The sequence below is a fragment of the Aeromonas sp. FDAARGOS 1407 genome, assembly GCF_019048725.1.
GTDB classification, from domain to species: Bacteria; Pseudomonadota; Gammaproteobacteria; order Enterobacterales; family Aeromonadaceae; genus Aeromonas; species Aeromonas enteropelogenes.
Map to the genome: position 1 here is coordinate 2,676,005 of NZ_CP077399.1, position 18,150 is coordinate 2,694,154.

Genomic DNA, 18,150 nt, shown 5'->3' on the forward strand with positions numbered 1-18,150 from the left:
GAGGCCATGATCACGGCTTTTTCGTGCAGATCAGACCACTTTGGTGGTTTATCAGGCAGTTAAACGACATAGCCTGTGAAACAAGCTATTCAAGGCCAAAAATACAGCAAAATGGGTTGTAAACGTTTTCCTTTCGTGGGTAGGCAATATGGGACTTGGCTCACATTTTTCCCTCGGTGACCATGATTTCCATAAAAAGTTCCAAGTTTTTTCATTGCGGTTCAGAAATCTGGGTGCTAGTCTCGGCGCCATAGTGATGCAAAGTACATCGCTAACACAGGGAATAACAACGACTTAGTGTTTAATTACAGTAGGCATTGGAAACTATGAAAAAGACAATTCTGGCTATTGCCATTCCGGCTCTGTTTGCATCCGCCGCTAACGCCGCAGTGATCTATGACAAAGACGGTACCACTTTCGACGTATACGGCCGTGTACAGGCTAACTACTACGGTGAAAGTGATAACCCTAACCCGCTCTCTGGCGCTGACAAGAACAGCTCTGCAGAGTTGATCGGTTCTTCCCGTCTGGGTTGGTCCGGTAAAGTGGCGCTGAACGACACCTGGTCCGGTATCGCCAAGACCGAGTGGCAAGTGGCTGCTGAAAACTCCGATAACAAGTTCAACTCACGTCATATTTATGCGGGTTTTGATGGTTCCCAGTACGGTCAGATCATCTTCGGTCAGACCGACACCGCTTTCTACGACGTGCTGGAAGCCACCGATATCTTCAATGAGTGGGGTAGCTACGGTAACTTCTATGATGGTCGTCAAGAAGGCCAGATCATCTACTCCAATAGCTTCGGTGGTTTCAAGGGCAAAGTCTCTTATCAAACCAACGATGAAGAAGCTGTTAAAGTTACTGACGTAAGACAGAGTATCAAAACAGATCCGATTTTTGGTCCGGATGTTAAGCGTAAGAATGCTTATGCAGTTGCTGCCGGTTACGACTTCGACTTCGGTCTGGGCTTCAACGCAGGTTACGCTTATTCTGACCTGGCACACAAAACCAATGGCAACACTGGTAAGAAAGAAGAGTGGGCTGTTGGTGCACACTATGCCATCAACGGCTTCTACTTCGCCGGTGTTTACACTGATGGTGAAGTGAAGAATAAGACTCTGGGCATGAAGGACGAAGGCCGTGGCTATGAACTGGCTGCTTCCTACAACGTAGACGCTTGGACCTTCCTGGCTGGCTACAACTTCAAAGAAGGCAAGGACAATGCCCAAGCTGCCGGTGCAAGCTATCAGGACCTGATCGACGAAACCCTGCTGGGTGTTCAGTACGCCTTCACTCCGAAGTTGAAAGCCTACACCGAGTACAAGATCCAGGGCATCGACAAGCAAGACGACGAGTGGACTGTTGCTCTGCAGTACAACTTCTAAGTTGTGTTTGCATGAAGTCCTAGCTTGAGTCTTTGACTCGACGCTTGAATGGCCAGACTGTTCAGTCTGGCCATTTTCATTTCTACTACCCCGATACGGCCCAGAACCCTTCTGATTCCTGTCCCTGATGACCTCACCATTTATTCCGATATGCCCCTGGATGTTTTCTAAAGTGGTTTCCGTTGTCTCCTTATCCTGTCCCATCACGCGAAAGAAGCCTTCAGCTTGTCAGGATTTAGTTGACCACTAAAGAGTCTCGTTATTGGCTGTGAGAGTTACCCATGCTGGTGTAAACAGAAGCTGTAGCTGACAGAGTGAGGGGCTAGGTTACAGATATTGGGGTCAGGCAGCAGGAGGAGAAGCCTGGTAAGCAGGATTGGGAATACTGACAAGTTCTTATCAGGAAGAGGGCCTGCTGGGATTACTGGGCGGGAGCAATAAAAGAGGGAAGGCTCTGCCTTCCCTCTTTTTATGTATGCAAGATGACAAACCGGGCTTAGCCGTGGTGACGACGGTCGTTGGCCTGGGCCAGCAGGGTACGGCTTTCCCTCAGGAACTGCTGCGCATGTTCGCCGAAGAAGCCGGATACCTGGCTGAAGGCATCGATAAAGCCGGCCCTGTCCCCTTGCTCCAGCAACCCCAGCACCTCGCCGAAGTTCTGGTAGTAGCGGCGGATCATCGCGAGGTTCTGCGGTGACGACAAAATGATGTCGGCATAGAGGTGCGGATCCTGGGCAAACAGCCGTCCCACCATGGCCAGCTCCAGCCGGTATATGGGGGAGCTTAAATGCAGCAAACGGTCGATGTTGGCCTGCTCGCGGGAGAGGTGCCAGCCATAGGCGAAGGTGGCAAAGTGGCGCAGCGCCTGGATGAGGGTCATGGCCTCGTCGTGGGCTTTGGCCTCTACCTGCTGCAACCGTGCTCCCCAGATGGTCATCTGATCCAGCAGCCACTGGCTGGCGGCAGCGTCGCGCCCCTGACAGCAGACGATCACCTGCTTGGCGAGGCTCGCCACATCCGGCCCGAACATGGGGTGCAGTCCCAGCACAGGCCCCTTGTGCACCGCCAGCATGTGTTCAAGCGGCGCCTCCTTCACGCTGGTGACATCCACCAGCAGGCAGCAGGCGGGCAGGTTGCCGAGCCGGTCGATGATCTGGCAGGTGATGTCGATGGGCACCGCCACCATCACCAGTCCCGCATCGGCGAGGATTTCGTCAGCTCGCGGCCAGTCTTCCTGCTCGAGGGTCTCGACCCGATAGCTAGAGAGGCTGAACAGATTGCCAAACAGACGGCCAAGCTGGCCCTGACCGCCGATGATGACCACCTTGCCAAGGTCCGGCTTCATGCATTTGAAGTGGTGCTCCTTGTCGCTGGCGGATTCCAGAATATAGGATTCGCGCATCACCCGGCGCAGCACGTCTTCGATGAGATCGCCGGGCACCCCCAGTGTCTCGGCCTCGGCTCGGCGGCGAGCCAGCATGCTCGCCTCCCGATCCGGGGCATAGATGGGCAGGCCGTGCCGGCTCTTCACCTCACCCACTTCCCCCACCAGGGCGAGACGGGCGGCCAGCAGATCGATCAGCTGTTTGTCTACCGCATCTATCTTGTCCCTGAGGGCATTCAACTCTTCAGCCATATCCAGTCCCTGTCGGCGCCGCTGGCTGCGACGCCCTGTGATTCAATAGGTTACAACAAGATACCACGACTCAAGAGGCGGTTCTGCCTTTGAGTGGCGCCGCCAGCTGGCTGTGGCAACGGGCCAGCAGCGCGTCCGTGGTCTCCCAGTCGATGCAGGCATCGGTGATGGAGACCCCGTAGCGCATCTCGCACTTGGGCTGCTCGCTGGACTGGTTGCCCTCGAACAGGTTGGATTCGAGCATGATGCCGATGATGGAGCGGTTGCCCTCCTGGATCTGGTGGATGACGTTGTCGGCTACCTTGGGCTGCAGACGGTGATCCTTGCTGGAGTTGCCGTGGCTGCAATCCACCACCAGGCCGGGCAGCAGGCCCGCTTTTTCCAGCGCCTCTTCCGCCAGCGACACATTGACCGAATCGTAGTTCGGGTGCTTGCCGCCGCGCAGGATCACGTGGCCATCCGGGTTGCCCTGGGTCTGCAGCAGCGCGACCTGGCCCTGCTGGTTGATCCCCATGAAGGCGTGGGGGCTGGAGGCCGCCTGCAATGCATTGATGGCGGTGCCCAGGTTGCCGTCGGTGCCGTTCTTGAAGCCGACCGGCATGGAGAGGCCGGACGCCATCTCCCTGTGGGTCTGGGATTCTGTTGTGCGGGCACCGATGGCCGACCAGGAGAAGAGCTCCGCCAGGTATTGCGGGCTGATGGGGTCGAGCGCCTCGGTTGCCAGCGGCAGCTCCAGCTCGGCGAGCCAGCAGAGCAACTCGCGGGCCCGGTGCAGCCCCAGCTCCACGTCGAAGGTGCCGTCCAGGTTCGGGTCATTGATAAAGCCCTTCCAGCCCACCGTAGTACGCGGCTTCTCAAAGTAGACCCGCATGACAATGTAGAGAGAATCCTGATAGGCATCATGGAGCGCCTTGAGCCGGGTGGCGTACTCCTTGGCGGCGTCCATGTCGTGGATGGAGCAGGGGCCGCAGATCACCAACAGACGGTGGTCACGACGGTGGATGATATCGGCGATGGTGTTGCGGGCACCTTGCACGAAGGCCAGCGCGCGCTCGGAGATGGGCAGTTTCTCCTTGAGTTGGGCCGGGGTGATCATCACTTGCTCGGACTGGATATGGATGTTGTTCAGGGGATCTCGATGCATGGCGGCTTCTCTCTGCTGGGTGTCGCATATTGATTCTGGATCCGGGTTGCCACTGGGTGATGCGTCATCGCATCGTCAGCAAACCAAGAGAGAGGTGTGAATATTTAATTACACTGTCCACTTCTTGTTACGGATTGCTGCCCACCATAGCAAGGAATGGCAAACAAGCAAGTGAAAAGCGCGCTTTTACGCTACAAAAGTATCTAAGTAAAAATCAGATAGCGTTAAATGGCATGAAAAAGAAAGATTAAAGGTAGGTGGAATATGATTTTGTAAACTTATAATTACAATTGGTGCTCCGGCCTGATTGTCAGGCAGAGAAACGGGGGGCGAAGGCCCCCCGTCACAAACCAGATCTGTTAAGCCCTGCTTATACCGTCACGGTCACCTTGGCGGCGCCAGCGACCCGCTGGCTGCGGGCCAGTGCGTCCAGCATCTCCTTGGTCACCAGCACAATTCCTTGCGGCGAGCGATAGAAGCGACGGGCATCTTCATCGGCATTCTCACCGATCACCATGCCTTGCGGCAGCTTGCACCCCTTGTCGACTACCACCCGGCGCAGACGGCAACCCGAGCCAATCTCGACACCCGGGAAGATCACCGCCTGATCCAGGGTGCAGAAGGAGTCGACCCGCACATTGGTGAACAGCACCGAACTCACGATAAAGGAGCCGCTGACGATGGTGCCGCCGGCAAACATGGAGTTGATGGCCATGCCGTGCTGGCCGTTTCTGTCCTGCACGAACTTGGCGGGGGGCGTCATGTTCTGGCTGGTCCAGATGGGCCACTCCTGATCGTAGATATCCAGCTCGGGAGTGACGGAGGCGAGATCCATGTTGGCTTCCCAGAAGGAATCCAGGGTGCCCACGTCGCGCCAGTAGGGGCGCTTTTGCGAGCAGCAGCCGACGCAGGACATGCCAAACGGGTGGGCATAGGCGGTGCCCTCCTCAACGACCCGCGGGATCACGTCCATGCCGAAGTCGTGGTGGGAGTGTTCGTTGGCGATGTCCTCTTCCAGCAGCTGGTAGAGATAGTCGGCGTCGAAGATATAGATCCCCATGGACGCCAGCGCCGTGTCGGGCTTGCCCGGCATGGCTGGCGGGTTGAGGGGTTTTTCCACGAAGGCGTTGATCTTGCGATCCTCATCGATGGCCATCACCCCGAAGGCGCTGGCTTCGCTGCGAGGCACCTCTATGCAGGCCACCGTGACCTTGGCGCCCTGATTGACGTGATCGAGCAGCATGGCGGCGTAATCCATCTTGTAGATGTGATCCCCGGCCAGCACCACCACATATTTGGGGGCGTGATCACGGATGATGTCCAGATTCTGGTAGACCGCATCCGCGGTGCCGCGATACCAGTGCACCTCGTCCACCCGTTGCTGGGCGGGCAGCAGATCGATGAATTCATTCATCTGGTAGCGTAAAAAGGACCAGCCGGATTGCAGGTGGCGCAACAGGCTGTGGGACTTGTACTGGGTCACCACGCCAACCCGACGAATGCCGGAGTTGATGCAGTTGGACAACACGAAATCGATGATGCGGAATTTGCCGCCAAAATGGACTGCCGGTTTTGCCCGGTTATCGGTCAACTGCTTGAGGCGACTGCCCCGCCCTCCTGCGAGCACCAACGCCATGGTCTCGTTCAGCAACTGTCTGGATCTTGCAGTATTGGCAGGTTGTAACAACATCTTCTATCCCTTTGTGGCTAACTTATCCTGATAATGCCTCTTTTGAGGCCCAATGAAAGTGCTTTCAATCACAGAACATTCGTCGTGACGATTATTAAGTGACTTTGTTGTCAGTAATGTGATGTACCGAGGGGGAAATCAGACTTTCGAGAGTCAGACGGAATGGCAAAGGGAAGGGGGAAAGAAGGATGGCCCCTGCCAGCGGTGGCAGGGGCGCCAGGGTTATGCCTCCTGAGGCAGAGGCTCCGCCTGTTTCTGATACGCCTGGGGTGTCAGTCCCAGCAGCTCCTGCACCGTCGATGCGACTGTGATGGAGGAGATGGTTCCCACCAGGATGCCGACAAACAGGATGAAGGAGAAGCCGTAGAGGGCATCCCCCCCGAACAGCAGCAGGGCGCCCACGGTGAAGAGGGTGGTGCCCGAGGTGATCATGGTGCGGCTGAAGGTGGCCTTGATGGCGACATCGGAACACTCATGAATGTTCATCCTGGTGCGGGAGCTCAGCAGATCCCGCAGCCGATCCGAGATGACGATGCTGTCGTTCAGCGAATAACCGATCACCGCCATCAAGCCCGCGATCACATTGAGATCAAACTCGATGTTGCATAGCGCCAGCAGCCCAAGCGCGACGATGGCATCGTGCACCACCGAGAGCAGGATGCCGATGGCTTGACGCCACTCGAAGCGAAACGCCAGATAGGCCGACATGGCCACCGAGGCTACCAGCACCGCCAGCATCCCTTGCTGGAATAGCTCGGCCCCCACCTGCGGGCCAACGATGGTGGTGCGCAAGAGCTCGACCGGCATGCCGAGTTGTTCCCCCAGCAGGGCGGCGAGCTCGGGGGCGGCCCAGGGCAGCTCGTGGGGGGGCAGCTTGATGAGCCACTCCCCCGGCACGCCCGCTGAGCAGAGCTCCAGCGCGCCGGCCAGCGGGGAGGTCAGCATGGCGTTGAGCTCATGGGCCTCTTTCAGGGTCTGGATGTGAAACTCCAGCAAGATCCCGCCGGTAAAATCGAGCCCGAGGGTGAGGCCGTTCACCAGCAGGATGGCGATGCTGGCCAGGGTCAGCAGGATGGAAGCCCACAGACCGATGTAGCGCCAACGGGTCAGGCCCATGGCAACAATCATTCTCAACATGTTGTTTCTCCTGGCCACCGAAGTGGCCTTGCTCGCGCAGGCGGACCTGCGCGAGATAAAAAGGGTGGCCGGCCTTGGTGCCGGCTGGTTGCGAAGCTACCTGAGAGGGCGCTGGCCCATCACACCCTGAGGGTGCGCTCGCGGCTGCGTCCCCACAGGGGATTGATGATGGCGCGGGTACCCCAGATCCCAGTGATCATGCTGGAGACGAGCCCCAGAATGAGGGTGATGGAGAAGCCCTGCAGCGGTCCGGAGCCGATGGAGTAGAGCACCACGGCGCAGATCAGGGTGGTGATGTTGGCATCGAAGATGGTGCGAAAGGCCGAGCGATAGCCGAAATCGATGGCATTGGCGAGGCTGCCACCTTCACGCAGCCTATCCCTGATCCGCTCGAAGATGAGCACATGGGTATCCACCGCCATGCCCACGGTCAGCACCAGGCCGGCGATCCCCGGCAGGGTCAGCACGGCGCCCGGCAGTACCGCCAGCATGCCGACCTGCATCAACAGGTTGCCGATCAGCGCCGTGATGGCCACCCAGCCGAACTTGCGATACCAGGCCATCATGAACAGCATCATGCCCGCCATGCCAAAAGCCAGGGCGGTGAAGCCCGCCTCGATGTTCTGCATGCCGAGGGTCGGGCCTATGCTGCGCTCTTCCAGGATCTTGAGCGGCGCGGTGAGGGCACCGGCCCGCAGCAGCATGGCCAGCTCTTGTGCCTCGGGCATGCTGGCAAGGCCTGTGATGCGGAACTGGTTGCCAAGGGCCGTCTGGATGGTGGCGACGTTGATCACCTCGCTGTGGGCTCTCAGGTGCCCCTGGGCATTGGTCTTGTACTCGGTGAAGACGGTGGCCATCGCCTTGCCCACGTGCTGGCGGCTGAACTGGTTCATCTTGCTGCCCCCCAGGGTGTCGAGCACGATATTGACCTGGGGCTGACCCATCTCGCCCATGCTGGCGCGGGCGTCGACGATATGCTCGCCGGTCAGCACCGGCTTGCGTGCCATGGGGATGGCCTGCCCGTGGCGATCGGACATATAGAAGTGGCTGTCTGCCTTGGTCTCGTAGAAGGCCAGGGAGGCGGTGGCCCCGATCACCTCTTTGGCCTGCTTGGGATTGTGCACCCCGGGCAGCTCGATGCGGATGCCCTCCTGCCCCTGACGCTGGACCGAGGCCTCGACGATGCCGAGCTCGTTGATCCGTTTTTTCAGGATCGACAGGTTCTGGGTCACGGCGTTGTTGACCAGCAGGGTACGCTCGGCCTCGCTCAACACCAGGCGCAGCTCGTTGCCGCTGCGGGTGAGCTGCCACTGCCCCTGCAGGGTACCGGCACTCTCCTTGACGATGGTGAGCCAGGGGGCCTGCTCGGCCGCCTCCGGCAGGGTCACGATCACGGTGCCCTGCTCGCTCCGCATCACGTTGGCGCCGCGCAGATGAGCATCACGAAAGCGGCTGCGCAGGGAGTCCACCAGATTGTTGGTCTGGGCGTCGATGACGAAATTGACGTCGACCCCGATCAGCAGCTGGGAGCCACCGCGCAAGTCCAGCCCGAGTTTGATGGGGGAGGCGCCGAGCCGGCTGATCCAGCCTGGGGCGTTGGAGTGAAACTCCAGGGTCAGGGCGGCGCTGTCGACCCCCTGCTGCTCCAGCAACTGCTTGGCTCTTTGCTGTTCTTGCTGGGTGGCAAACACCAGCTCGACCTTGTCTTGCTGCTGCACCGTCTTGACCGGCGCAATCCGGTTTTCAGCCAGCAGCTGATGTTGACTGACGGTCAAGGCCGCTTGTCCGTGCAGGCCGAGGGAGGGCTGCTCACCGAAGAAGGTGGGCAGGGAGTAAAAGGTAAAGGTGAACAGCATCAGCAGCAGCAGTGCGTACTGCCATCTGCTCATGCGGTTGAGAATGGCGCTGTGATGTTTTCTCATGGCAAATCGCCTCTGTCAGGAGAAGGCGCGCGGGCCGGCCCTTGGGGCAGGCAAGGCGCTAAAAAATAGAGATGCGAACAGGGCGGGATGACACCTGGGTGCAACCCGTTAAAGGGGAGGAGAAGCGCGAAAAAGAGATGTGCCAACCCCTCGGGGTCAGGCGGTCAGATAGCTCTGGCTGAAGCGGTATTGCAGGTGCTGACGCTGCAAGCGGTGCCGGTGAATGGCACCGAAAAAGTCCCGAAAACTCTGTCTGTGATAGAGCAGGATGACAGGCGTCAGCCAGCCGAGCAGCAACAGCAGGATGGCCTCGGCAGACCAGCTGTGCACCAGTTCATAGACAAGGGTTCTGGGTTGAGTGTCATTGCGCTGGGATTGCTCGAGGCGCAGCAGATGATTCTGATGGGACGCGACAAACTTGATGATGCCGTCGTCGCTGTCGCTTGCCTGGGAGAGGGTATGGGTTTGCGTCGCCGCGGGCAGCCGTGGCCCTTCCACCTGGACGATGGAACAAAGCAGGGTGAAGGAGATGACCAGGGTCATCAGCACCAGTTTGACTTTGTCGATGGGACGCAAACGATCAATTCCAGAGAAACGAGAGGGGCAAGCTATCACAGGAGGCGGGGTCGGACAAGCCGGCACAGTCCTGCCGTGCCGGCTTGGGAGTGAATCAACTGCCGGTCATCTGCGAAAAATCGCGGGCATACCCCTTGAGCAGGCTGTAGAGGTGGGCCCGTTGCGAGATGTCCAGCGACTGGCTCATTGCGCTCAGCCACTTGATGGTGCGTTGGCGCGACTGCTCGGTGTAGCCGGTGAAGCGGCCATCCATCAGGCCATCCCCCTGAGCCAGCAGATCGGTCAGCTCCCGGGTAAAATCCGGGCTCTGGCGCTGCTTCATCAACCGCTCCAGCTCCAGGGTCCAGGAGGTCTGAAACTCGATCCAGGGGGGCATCAGCTCGTATTGCCACTCGGCCCACTGGGCCACCAGCGGTGCCTGGGCCGGTTTGACCTCGCCAATCCAGAACGCGAGCCGCTTGTTCATCTTGTCGCGAAACTCCGCCAGCATCTGCTCCTTCGGCTGATCGGCAAATTCCTGTTGCCGCTCCTGCTGGCGCTTGACCCTGTCCTGCATGAAGCGGGTCACCTGCTCGTCGGTCAGGGTGCGCGCAAGCCGCACCGCCCGGGGGATGGTGTTCTCCAGGGTGCGGGTCAGGCTCCCCTGCACCGCATCGAGATTGGTCTCGATTTGTGCCGGGGTCATGGGGCTGGCCACCGCTTTTGCCAGCACATCGAGATCCTGAGCATAGCGGGGCAGCTCGTGTTGCCGGTGCCAGGCCATCAACCCCTTCACCTCGCGGCTGAGCAGGCTCTTTTGCGAGGAGGAGAGGGCGAAATAGTCATCCAGTTGCCAGATGATGGCGGTGTCGAGCCAGTAGTAGATGATCCGGGTGGAGCAGCCCACCAGCATCAGCGTCAGCAGCAACAGACCCCAGGTTTTCGGTTGGTACCAGCGTACCTTGTTTGTCATCGGTTACTCCAGTCGTTGCCGATTGAGATCAATCAGCCCGTGATAATCGGGATGGTCTTGCTGTTCGGCCATCAGCAGAGCCCACAGGAGGGCGATGTAATCGACCCAGGGCAGGAACGCTTCGCCGTGAAAGGAAAACCGTCGTTCCCGGGGCAGGGTGCGCAGATAGTGCTCCTCCAGCGCCTCCCGCTCCTGTGGCTGCCAGCCGTGGGTGCGCTGGATGCTGGCGACCTCGAAGCCCGGATGGCCCGCCGCCCCATACTCCCAGTCGATGACCCAGGGCCTTGCTCCCAACAAGTTAGCCGGATTGAGATCATGGTGGCAAGGCAGCCAGCAATCATCCGGCTCGCGGCTGGCGAGCAGGGCGCGCTCCAACGCCGGCAGCCAGGACGGGATCCGCGCCAGTCTGGCGCGATAGCCGGCCGCATGGGCCCGTACCGCCATCACCACGGAGGGCAGGGGAAGGCGGTGCAGGGTGCGCAGGGTATCGGCCAGGCGCCTCGGCTGCTCGGCCTGCGGCGGCGGGGCGTCGGCCCAGTTCGGCTCGTCACACCAGTCGAGCAGCATCAGGCCGGTGGCGGGATCGCTGTGATGGCAGGGCAGGGCGATCCCCTCGGCCATGGCCCCCCGATAGAGCTGCCACTCGGTGGCCCGGTCGATGCCAAGACGCACCGGGTCCGGGTGCCCCTGGCGCAGAAAGTAACTGCGCCCCGAGGGGAGGCGCAGTCGGTAGTTGCAGTTGGTCAGGCCCGCCCCGAGCGGCGTCAGCTCTGCCTCGGCCCAGGGGGCGGGCAGGCGCCGCCGCAGGGCTGCCAGGTGCGGATCACCAGCCAAAGGTGGACTTCTTCGCCTGTTTGCGGATCTCCTTCTGATCGGCCCACAGCAGCTCGCCGCTTTGCAGATCCAGCAGGTTCATGGTCATCTGGTAGTAGACGTCCTTCACCTTGCCGTTGTCCTTGACGATGCTGGCGAGATTGCCATAGACCATGTAGCGGGCGCCGGTCTGCTGGCCGATGCGCACCATGGTGGCGGGATCCACCATGCCGCTGCTCTGCTGATATTCGAGCTGCTGCTTGATGGCAGCCACCTTGCTCATGTCGACGAAGCGGAACTTGCCGGCGCGCAGCAGCTTGGTGCGGATGGTGTCGGTGATGGCCTCGGTATCGATATGCTCGGAGGTCTTGTTGCGGATGGAATCCATGTACATCACCGGGCGTCCCCCCGCGGTGATCTCGCTGGTGGCGGGCGAGGCCAGCAGGGAATCCGCCATCTTGTCGGCGATGGCCTGCAGATCGGTGGAGCCGTAATCGACGGTGACCGTCTCGGTTTCGGTCGGATCGCCATAGCTGACGGTGGTGCTGGAGCAGCCGCCCAGGAGCAGGGCGCCGGTCAATATCAGCAGGGCATGATTCATTTTCATCAGTAGGATTCCTCAATCACTTCGCGTACATAGAGTCGGTAGCCTCGGGCGGCCGGACTCGGCGCCAGGGCGGACAGGGTGCGGCTCTGATAGCCGTGCAGCTTGAGTGGGGTCCAGCCGCGGCCATCGCTGGCCACCTCCTGACCCGCCTCGTCATACCAGTAGAAGAGGTATTGCAGACGGTTGTCGCTGCGCTGGGTGCTGGTGGCCGCCACATTGACCTGCAGCAGGCCGTTTTGCTCGCGCCGGCTCAGCTCGGTCAGGGTGACGTTGACGTTTTGATGCTGCTCCGCCACAGCTGCAGCGCCCGCCGCACCATAGAGCGCAATGCCGGAGGTATTGGTGGCACAGCCCGTCAGCAGCAGCGCGAGCCCCAGGGCCAGTGTGCATCTTTTCATCTTGCTCTCCTTGCCGGCAGGCCGGGGGCCGCGCCGGTGGTTGTTCATGATTTGTCGGCCAAACCTGCTCACAGGGGCATCACCCGGGTGGTCAGTCCCGCGCCGAGGCGCTGCACCCATACCAGGGTGGTGCGTCCGCCGTGAATGGTGAGGGGCAGCTGGCGCGTGGCGCTGCCGGCCCCCAGGACAAGCTGTATTTCACCTGCGGGCAACATGCCCTGCCAGCTGGAGGCCTGGGCGGGCAGAGTGAGCCAGCTGCGGGTATCGGCCCGCTCCGAGAGGGTGTTGAAGATCCCCACCAGCAGGTTGCCCACATCGCCCCCCTCCTTGGCGGCGGTGCGCCGCAGCTGCTCCTTGGTTACCAGACGCAGGGCCTGGCGGGTCAGCATGCCAGGCAATCGCTCCTGCAGATCCTTGGCCGCCAGCGCTTCGAGCCGCACCAGCTCGCTGGTCTGCTCGACCCGCTTGCCGAGGGTAACGGTCAGCGGCCCGGTGTCGCTCGTCCGGTTGTCGTAATAGGGTACCGCCACGGTGAAGGTGCGAAAATCACCGCCGGAGGTGGCGATGGGCAGCGGCAGGAACAGCTCGCGCCGCGCCGGGATCAGCCCATCTTCAAACAGCACCACCAGCTGACCCTGTTTTTTGGCAATGGAGGGGGTTAACGGCGGGGCTTTGCGACCGATCCTATTCTCGGTCTCGCGGATCTCGTCCGCGGCCCCCCGCAGGCGGGCGAGGCGCAGCAGGGCATCCTGCAGGCTGCGGTTGTCAGGCGCTATCTGGTAACCGCGCTGATAGTCGACCCAGGCGTCGTTGAGATCCCCGGCCGCCTCGTAGAGCACGCCGGAGAAATAGAAGGTGTAGGCGTTCTGAAAGCCGTTTTTCACCCGGCCGATGAGTCGGTCGAGATCCGGTGCCCGCGATACCAGCTGGCGCATCTCCCCTTCAGTTGCGGTATCAGCCTCGGCCTCTTCGCTCTTTTGCTTTGCCTTGCGAACCTCGTCAGCCCGCCGTTTGAGGGCGCGCTCCTGTACCTGATTGGCGCGGCGCACCTCCACCAGAGCCCCCTCGGCATCCCCCCGTTGCAGGTAACCGAGCGCCAGATAGTGGTGCAGCATGGTGCGCTCGTAATCGGGGGCGCGATAGGCCATCGACTGATCGTTGGTGAGCAGGCTGCCTACCTGAGCCAGACCGTGGCTCAGCCGGTACTCGGCCTGGTTGTCTTCCCAGACGAGCTGGCTGTCGGCGGCGGCAAAGGCCTGCTTGCTCTTGGCATCCTGGCCGGCCAGCCAGGCGATGCGCCCCTGCTCGAGCTTGTCCAGCACATAGGTGTCGTCTCCCACCGTGGAGTCGCGCACCTCGGGCAGGGCCTCGGCGGCGTGCCCCAGCAGCAGCTGGTTGCGCAGCGGTACCATCTGATCGGAGTAGGAGACGAACATGTCCTGCCAGTGTGAGGCACAGCCTCCCAGCAGGTAGCTGGCCAGCAACAGGCCAGCCAGTTGAAGGCGAGGTATCACAGGCTGAGCAGGGGTCCCAGCGGCTGGCCACCGACCAGGTGCATGTGGATGTGATAGACCTCCTGCCCACCGTAGCGGTTGCAGTTCATGATGAGGCGGTAGCCATCCTCGGCAATCCCGGCCTCGCTGGCCAGTTTGCGGGCCACGGTGAACATCCGGCCAAGTGCCAGCTCGTGCTCGGCTTCCACATCGTTGACGGTGGGGATCAGCACGTTGGGGATGATCAGGATATGGGTCTTGGCCTTGGGCTGGATGTCGCGAAACGCGGTCACCAGTTCGTCCTGATAGAGGATGTCAGCGGGGATCTCTTTGCGAATGATTTTGCTGAAAATGGTTTCTTGCGCCATTGCTAACTCCCTTATATGAAAAAGAAAATTGAAATTGAGCCCTGATTGACCCCTGGATGGGGCAGCGTCGCACGCCAAGTGTGACACAAGCCGACATTTGACACAGCTGATGTCCCATTCCCTTCAGTTATTGTTAAAAATACCGATAGCCAGAGGGACGTCATGGCACTACCCGGGCGGGTGGCTGCAGGGTATCAAAGGGACGGGGTACTCAGGCAAGGGACTTTTGCATATACAGCGGGACAATAATGAAACAAACCATGTCAGATCTCTCCATCTTGCAGCGAGTCTATCTTGGATTCGCCATTCTGGTGGCCGTTATGGTGGCCAGCTCACTGCTTACTTTTCGCAGCCAGGGGGCCCTTGGGGATGCCCTGGATCAGGTGACCCAGCAGTCGATGCCGCTGGTGATCGCCAGCTCCCAGACCCAGATCAGTTTGCTCAGTGCCAACAAGTGGCTCACCGACGTGCTGACCGAGCAGGACAGCAAGCTGATCCCGGCCGAAGTGGCCGAGTTGCAGCAGGCCAAGGCCCAGGTCGACAAGACCCTGGCCACTCTCAAGCAGCAGGCGGCCAGCCATCCCGAGTTGCAGGAACAGATGGCCGCGCTGGAGCAGCTGGCCGGCGACTATCTGAAACTGACCGACACCCTGCCTGCCGAGCATGAGGCACTGCTGGCGCGGCTGCACAAGGTCAATCTGGCCAAGGGGCAATTTCAGGTCAGCCTGCCCCAGTTCAAGAAGAACCTGGGGGACATGATGGTCAGCATCGATGACAGCTTTATCAAGATGCTCTCCGAGACCCTGACCACCAAGCTCTCCGCCATCGAGCTCTCCACCATGGATGCCCTCAACCAGAGCATCCCGGCCCCCATCGAGGGGGCGCTCAAGCGCAACAAGATGCAGATCGAGGGGTTCAACAGCACCATCAAGGATCTGCAAAATGAGTTGGCGAATTTCGACAATGACATGGGCCACTATGTCCACGGTTTCGTGCGCGACACCACCGGCAGCGATGGGGTGCTCGCCCAGTACCTGACCCTGATGCGCGAGCAGGAGCGGATGCGCAGCCAGAGCAGGCAGGCCAGCGCCCTCATCGTCGAGATCCAGGGCAAGCTGGAGCAGATCACCGCCCAGAGCCAGCAACTGATGAACCGCAGCATCCTGGCCTCCGAGCAGGTGCAGCGTCAGAGCTCCCTCACCCAGGGGGCCAGCATAGGGGTCGCCATCCTGATCGCCATCCTGGTGGCCTACACCCTGGGCAAGGCCATTCGCCGCCCCCTCAAGGAGTTGCTGCGGGTGCTCAACGAGGTGACCGGGGGCGACATGACCCAGCGCATCGGCTTTCGCAGCAACAACGAATTCGGCCAGCTCGGCAAGCAGGTCAACCTGCTGATCGAGCAGATGGGGGAGGTGCTGACCCAGCTCTCCCAAGCCTCGGCCCAGCTCAATGACGCCGCCCACGGCAACCGTCACACCACAGAGTCAGTGCGGGCGGATCTGGAGAAACAGCGCCAGGAGACCGCCTCGGTCGCCGCCGCCATGACCCAGATGGAGGCCTCGGTGCGGGAGGTGGCCCAGGCTGCCAACCAGACCCTGGAGCGGGTGATGGACGTGGAGAAAGCCTCCGAAACCGGTCGCAAGGTGATGGCCGGCAACATCACCACCACCCATCAGCTGGCGGGCAAGTTGCAGCAGACCGGCAAGGTGATCGGCGATGTGAACGCCATGAGCGGCCAGATTGGCAACATCCTCGACGTCATTCGCGGCATTGCCGAGCAGACCAACCTGCTGGCCCTCAACGCCGCTATCGAGGCGGCACGGGCCGGCGAGCAGGGGCGCGGTTTTGCGGTGGTAGCCGACGAGGTGCGCAGCCTGGCCGGGCGCACCGCCCAGTCCACCAGCGAGATCCAGACCATGATCGAGAACCTGCAGCAGGGGGTCGCCAAGGCGGTGGCCGTGATGCAGGAGTGCTCCCGCGAGATGGACAGCTGCATGGATCAGAGTTCCCACGCCAACAACGCGATGGAGGAGGTGCAGGGCATCGTGGTGCTGATCAGCGACATGTCGAGCCAAATAGCCTCAGCCGCCGAGCAGCAGCAGGCCACCAGCGCCGATATCGCCACCAACCTCAACCGCATCTCGGATATCTCGGATCTCAACTATCAGGGCATAGAGCGGGTTGCCGAGACCAGCCAGCAGCTCGATGCGCTGGCCGAGCAGCAGGAGGAGCTGGTCAAGCGCTTCCGGCTCAGCGCCTGAACCTGGATGTTTTACATGGGGGCCTGCGGGCCCCCTTTTTTATCCGGCAGTGCCAAAGGCCGATCCCGGTCACGGAAAGCCGGGTCACCGCGCGCCAGCATAGTCGGATCTGCCGCCTTTAGAGCCACTTGAACGTCAGGACGTAACCATGATCTCCCTAAGCCAATTGCTGCTGTTTGCCGGTGCCTCCCTCCTGATGGCCCTGACGCCCGGCCCCAACATGCTCTACCTGCTGTCACGCTCCCTCTGTCAGGGGCGCGTGGCGGCCATCATGTCCTGGGGCGGCGTGGTGCTGGGGTTTACCGTGCACATGCTGTGCGCCGCCATCGGCCTCACGGCGCTCTTCATGGCGATCCCCATGGGTTACGAGCTGCTCAAGGTGGCCGGTGCCCTCTATCTGCTCTGGATCGCCTGGCAGGGGGTCAAGCCTGGCTCCCGTTCCCCGTTCGAACCGGCGCCGCTGGTGGCGCACTCCCCGGGGCGACTGTTTCTGATGGGACTGCTGACCAGCGTGCTCAACCCCAAGGTCGCGATCTTCTATCTGTCGGTGTTGCCCCAGTTCATCTCGCCGGATGCGGGCACGGTACTTGGCCAGAGCCTGCAGCTTGGCACAGTGCAAATTCTTATCAGCGCGGCCGTCAACCTCTCGGTGGCCTTGTCCGCCGCCCGTCTTAGCGGCTGGTTTGCCCGCCATCGCCTCTGGCTGGCGGTGCAGCGCTATTTGATGGCCACAGTACTGGGGCTGCTGGCGGTTCGCCTGCTGGCTCAGGGGCGTAGCTAGGCTGACGGGCAGAAACAGCAAGGCTCCCCGCAGGGAGCCTTATTGATCAGGTTGAGTAGCGCCGGGATCAGGCGTAGGCGATGGCGCCCTTGCCAACCCCTTCATAGGCGACAATCTTCACGAACTTGTCACCCACCGCTTTTTTCACTTCCCGGGCGATGTAGTGGGCCAGCAGCTCGACCGTGGTGTCGGTGTCGATCATCTCCACTTCGGCGGACGGGATGGCCAGCTGGAACAGCCCCTGGGGCGCCACATACTTGAAACCGGCGTGGTGATCCCCCAGCAGCACGTTGGCGCGAGCGCTCAGGGCCAGCTCGGTGAGGGCGACTCTGTCCTCTTCGGTGCCAAGGTAAATATCGGCCCAGCGCTCGGCCCAGTTCTGCTCGAGCTCTTCATCCCGCTCGCCATCCACGTGGATCTCGATGGGGGAGCGGTGGCCGTGGGCGATGCGCTGACAGTTACCGTCGTGTTTCTTCAGGCCATGGCTGTAGTGGTAGAAGGCCCCCTCGATCTGCTCCTGGCGCAGGGTCAGGGAGAGATCCTTGATGTTGCCGGGCAGCCGCTTGGCCAGTACTGCCAGCAGGTAGCGGGTGATGGACTCCTTGTCCACCTGGGGCGCCGGGATGAAGGCAAAGCCCTGGGTCGGGCAGCGCAGGTGGATGGAGCGCCCCTGGCGCAGCAGGTCGACGGTGCTCTCGTCCCCCTCCAGATGTTCGACATGGATCAGGGCGCATTCGGTCGGCACCAGCAGCTTGTGATCCACCTCTTCGTCGATGATCGACTTGATGAGCTTTTTCACCCGGCCAAAGTCCAGCAGCATGCTCATTTCGTTGAGCTCGCCACTCATCTCGATATCCACCAGCCAGCTTTCCCCTACCATGCCGCGGCGTTCGCACAGGTAGCTGGAGTCGATCACGGTCAAATCTCTTACAAATAACTTCATCAGTCAGGCCTTGCTATAGCGAAAGGGCAGTTTGCGATATTATG

17 protein-coding genes are annotated in these 18,150 nt (G+C 60.8%); 4 read left to right on the plus strand and 13 right to left on the minus strand.

The annotated features are described in order from the left end of the window. The first annotated feature begins 326 nt into the window (after positions 1 to 326). Positions 327 to 1,385: a porin gene (locus tag I6L37_RS12835; protein ID WP_216992030.1), complete on the plus strand. Its 1,059-nt coding sequence runs from the start codon at positions 327 to 329 to the stop codon at positions 1,383 to 1,385. Positions 1,386 to 1,881: 496 nt separating this feature from the next. On the opposite strand, the gene tyrA is transcribed toward I6L37_RS12835, so the two are convergent. The 4 genes from tyrA to secF all read right to left on the minus strand — a co-directional run bounded on the left by tyrA (position 1,882) and on the right by secF (position 6,992). Then, on the minus strand, positions 1,882 to 3,021 hold the full coding sequence (gene tyrA / locus I6L37_RS12840; protein WP_216992031.1) for a bifunctional chorismate mutase/prephenate dehydrogenase: 1,140 nt from the start codon (positions 3,019 to 3,021) through the stop codon (positions 1,882 to 1,884). 70 nt (positions 3,022 to 3,091) lie between these two features. After that, positions 3,092 to 4,165 carry a 3-deoxy-7-phosphoheptulonate synthase gene (locus I6L37_RS12845; protein ID WP_216992032.1) on the minus strand — a complete coding sequence of 358 codons (1,074 nt, stop codon included), beginning with the start codon at positions 4,163 to 4,165 and terminating at the stop codon, positions 3,092 to 3,094. A 370-nt stretch (positions 4,166 to 4,535) separates the two neighbouring features. Beyond that, positions 4,536 to 5,855 (minus strand): glucose-1-phosphate adenylyltransferase, encoded by a 1,320-nt coding sequence (glgC, locus tag I6L37_RS12850; RefSeq protein WP_216992033.1) that lies wholly within the window; start codon positions 5,853 to 5,855, stop codon positions 4,536 to 4,538. A gap of 222 nt (positions 5,856 to 6,077) precedes the next feature. Next, on the minus strand, positions 6,078 to 6,992 hold the full coding sequence (gene secF, locus I6L37_RS12855) for a protein translocase subunit SecF (protein ID WP_216992034.1): 915 nt from the start codon (positions 6,990 to 6,992) through the stop codon (positions 6,078 to 6,080). Between secF and I6L37_RS12860 the strand changes: the two genes are divergently transcribed. Beyond that, the gene (locus tag I6L37_RS12860; RefSeq protein WP_216992035.1) at positions 6,970 to 7,122 is read left to right on the plus strand and encodes a hypothetical protein; all 153 of its coding nucleotides are present in this window, start codon (positions 6,970 to 6,972) and stop codon (positions 7,120 to 7,122) included. The two genes, secF and I6L37_RS12860, sit on opposite strands and share 23 nt — an antisense overlap. Here the strand turns inward: I6L37_RS12860 and secD are convergent. The 8 genes from secD to hinT all read right to left on the minus strand — a co-directional run bounded on the left by secD (position 7,112) and on the right by hinT (position 14,121). Then, on the minus strand, positions 7,112 to 8,914 hold the full coding sequence (secD, locus tag I6L37_RS12865) for a protein translocase subunit SecD (RefSeq protein WP_216992036.1): 1,803 nt from the start codon (positions 8,912 to 8,914) through the stop codon (positions 7,112 to 7,114). The two genes, I6L37_RS12860 and secD, sit on opposite strands and share 11 nt — an antisense overlap. Before the next feature lie 156 nt (positions 8,915 to 9,070). Further along, entirely contained in the window at positions 9,071 to 9,490 is a 420-nt protein-coding gene (locus tag I6L37_RS12870; protein ID WP_201940106.1) for a hypothetical protein, read from the minus strand. A gap of 94 nt (positions 9,491 to 9,584) precedes the next feature. Then, entirely contained in the window at positions 9,585 to 10,442 is an 858-nt protein-coding gene (locus I6L37_RS12875) for a DUF6279 family lipoprotein (protein WP_216992037.1), read from the minus strand. A gap of 3 nt (positions 10,443 to 10,445) precedes the next feature. Then, positions 10,446 to 11,249, minus strand: coding sequence for a phosphotransferase (locus tag I6L37_RS12880; protein ID WP_254203578.1), 804 nt, complete (start codon positions 11,247 to 11,249; stop codon positions 10,446 to 10,448). Between the two features lie 16 nt (positions 11,250 to 11,265). Beyond that, positions 11,266 to 11,862: a penicillin-binding protein activator LpoB gene (gene lpoB, locus I6L37_RS12885; protein ID WP_026456430.1), complete on the minus strand. Its 597-nt coding sequence runs from the start codon at positions 11,860 to 11,862 to the stop codon at positions 11,266 to 11,268. Then, entirely contained in the window at positions 11,862 to 12,260 is a 399-nt protein-coding gene (locus I6L37_RS12890; RefSeq protein WP_042025492.1) for a YcfL family protein, read from the minus strand. Before I6L37_RS12890 ends, lpoB begins: the two co-directional genes overlap by 1 nt. Before the next feature lie 68 nt (positions 12,261 to 12,328). Next, on the minus strand, positions 12,329 to 13,771 hold the full coding sequence (locus I6L37_RS12895; RefSeq protein ID WP_216994165.1) for a COG3014 family protein: 1,443 nt from the start codon (positions 13,769 to 13,771) through the stop codon (positions 12,329 to 12,331). After that, positions 13,771 to 14,121, minus strand: coding sequence for a purine nucleoside phosphoramidase (hinT, locus tag I6L37_RS12900; protein ID WP_216992039.1), 351 nt, complete (start codon positions 14,119 to 14,121; stop codon positions 13,771 to 13,773). Before hinT ends, I6L37_RS12895 begins: the two co-directional genes overlap by 1 nt. A 248-nt stretch (positions 14,122 to 14,369) precedes the next feature. On the opposite strand from hinT, the gene I6L37_RS12905 reads away from it, so the two are divergent. Further along, positions 14,370 to 16,382 carry a methyl-accepting chemotaxis protein gene (locus I6L37_RS12905; protein WP_216992040.1) on the plus strand — a complete coding sequence of 671 codons (2,013 nt, stop codon included), beginning with the start codon at positions 14,370 to 14,372 and terminating at the stop codon, positions 16,380 to 16,382. 148 nt (positions 16,383 to 16,530) lie between these two features. Further along, positions 16,531 to 17,163 (plus strand): LysE family translocator, encoded by a 633-nt coding sequence (locus I6L37_RS12910; RefSeq protein WP_216992041.1) that lies wholly within the window; start codon positions 16,531 to 16,533, stop codon positions 17,161 to 17,163. Positions 17,164 to 17,230: 67 nt separating this feature from the next. Here the strand turns inward: I6L37_RS12910 and I6L37_RS12915 are convergent, their stop codons facing one another. Beyond that, complete coding sequence (locus tag I6L37_RS12915) at positions 17,231 to 18,106, minus strand: 6-carboxytetrahydropterin synthase (RefSeq protein ID WP_216992042.1); 876 nt, start codon at positions 18,104 to 18,106, stop codon at positions 17,231 to 17,233. Positions 18,107 to 18,150: the final 44 nt, after the last annotated feature.

What these genes read in the sequence shown, in the direction of transcription:
- I6L37_RS12835 (WP_216992030.1), top strand. Translation starts at nt 327, where the DNA reads ATGAAAAAGACAATTCTGGCTATTGCCATTCCGGCTCTGTTTGCATCC.
- tyrA (WP_216992031.1), bottom strand. Translation starts at nt 3,021, where the DNA reads ATGGCTGAAGAGTTGAATGCCCTCAGGGACAAGATAGATGCGGTAGAC.
- I6L37_RS12845 (WP_216992032.1), bottom strand. Translation starts at nt 4,165, where the DNA reads ATGCATCGAGATCCCCTGAACAACATCCATATCCAGTCCGAGCAAGTG.
- glgC (WP_216992033.1), bottom strand. Translation starts at nt 5,855, where the DNA reads ATGTTGTTACAACCTGCCAATACTGCAAGATCCAGACAGTTGCTGAAC.
- I6L37_RS12860 (WP_216992035.1), top strand. Translation starts at nt 6,970, where the DNA reads ATGGCAACAATCATTCTCAACATGTTGTTTCTCCTGGCCACCGAAGTG.
- secF (WP_216992034.1), bottom strand. Translation starts at nt 6,992, where the DNA reads ATGTTGAGAATGATTGTTGCCATGGGCCTGACCCGTTGGCGCTACATC.
- secD (WP_216992036.1), bottom strand. Translation starts at nt 8,914, where the DNA reads ATGAGAAAACATCACAGCGCCATTCTCAACCGCATGAGCAGATGGCAG.
- I6L37_RS12875 (WP_216992037.1), bottom strand. Translation starts at nt 10,442, where the DNA reads ATGACAAACAAGGTACGCTGGTACCAACCGAAAACCTGGGGTCTGTTG.
- lpoB (WP_026456430.1), bottom strand. Translation starts at nt 11,862, where the DNA reads ATGAAAATGAATCATGCCCTGCTGATATTGACCGGCGCCCTGCTCCTG.
- I6L37_RS12890 (WP_042025492.1), bottom strand. Translation starts at nt 12,260, where the DNA reads ATGAAAAGATGCACACTGGCCCTGGGGCTCGCGCTGCTGCTGACGGGC.
- hinT (WP_216992039.1), bottom strand. Translation starts at nt 14,121, where the DNA reads ATGGCGCAAGAAACCATTTTCAGCAAAATCATTCGCAAAGAGATCCCC.
- I6L37_RS12905 (WP_216992040.1), top strand. Translation starts at nt 14,370, where the DNA reads ATGAAACAAACCATGTCAGATCTCTCCATCTTGCAGCGAGTCTATCTT.
- I6L37_RS12910 (WP_216992041.1), top strand. Translation starts at nt 16,531, where the DNA reads ATGATCTCCCTAAGCCAATTGCTGCTGTTTGCCGGTGCCTCCCTCCTG.
- I6L37_RS12915 (WP_216992042.1), bottom strand. Translation starts at nt 18,106, where the DNA reads ATGAAGTTATTTGTAAGAGATTTGACCGTGATCGACTCCAGCTACCTG.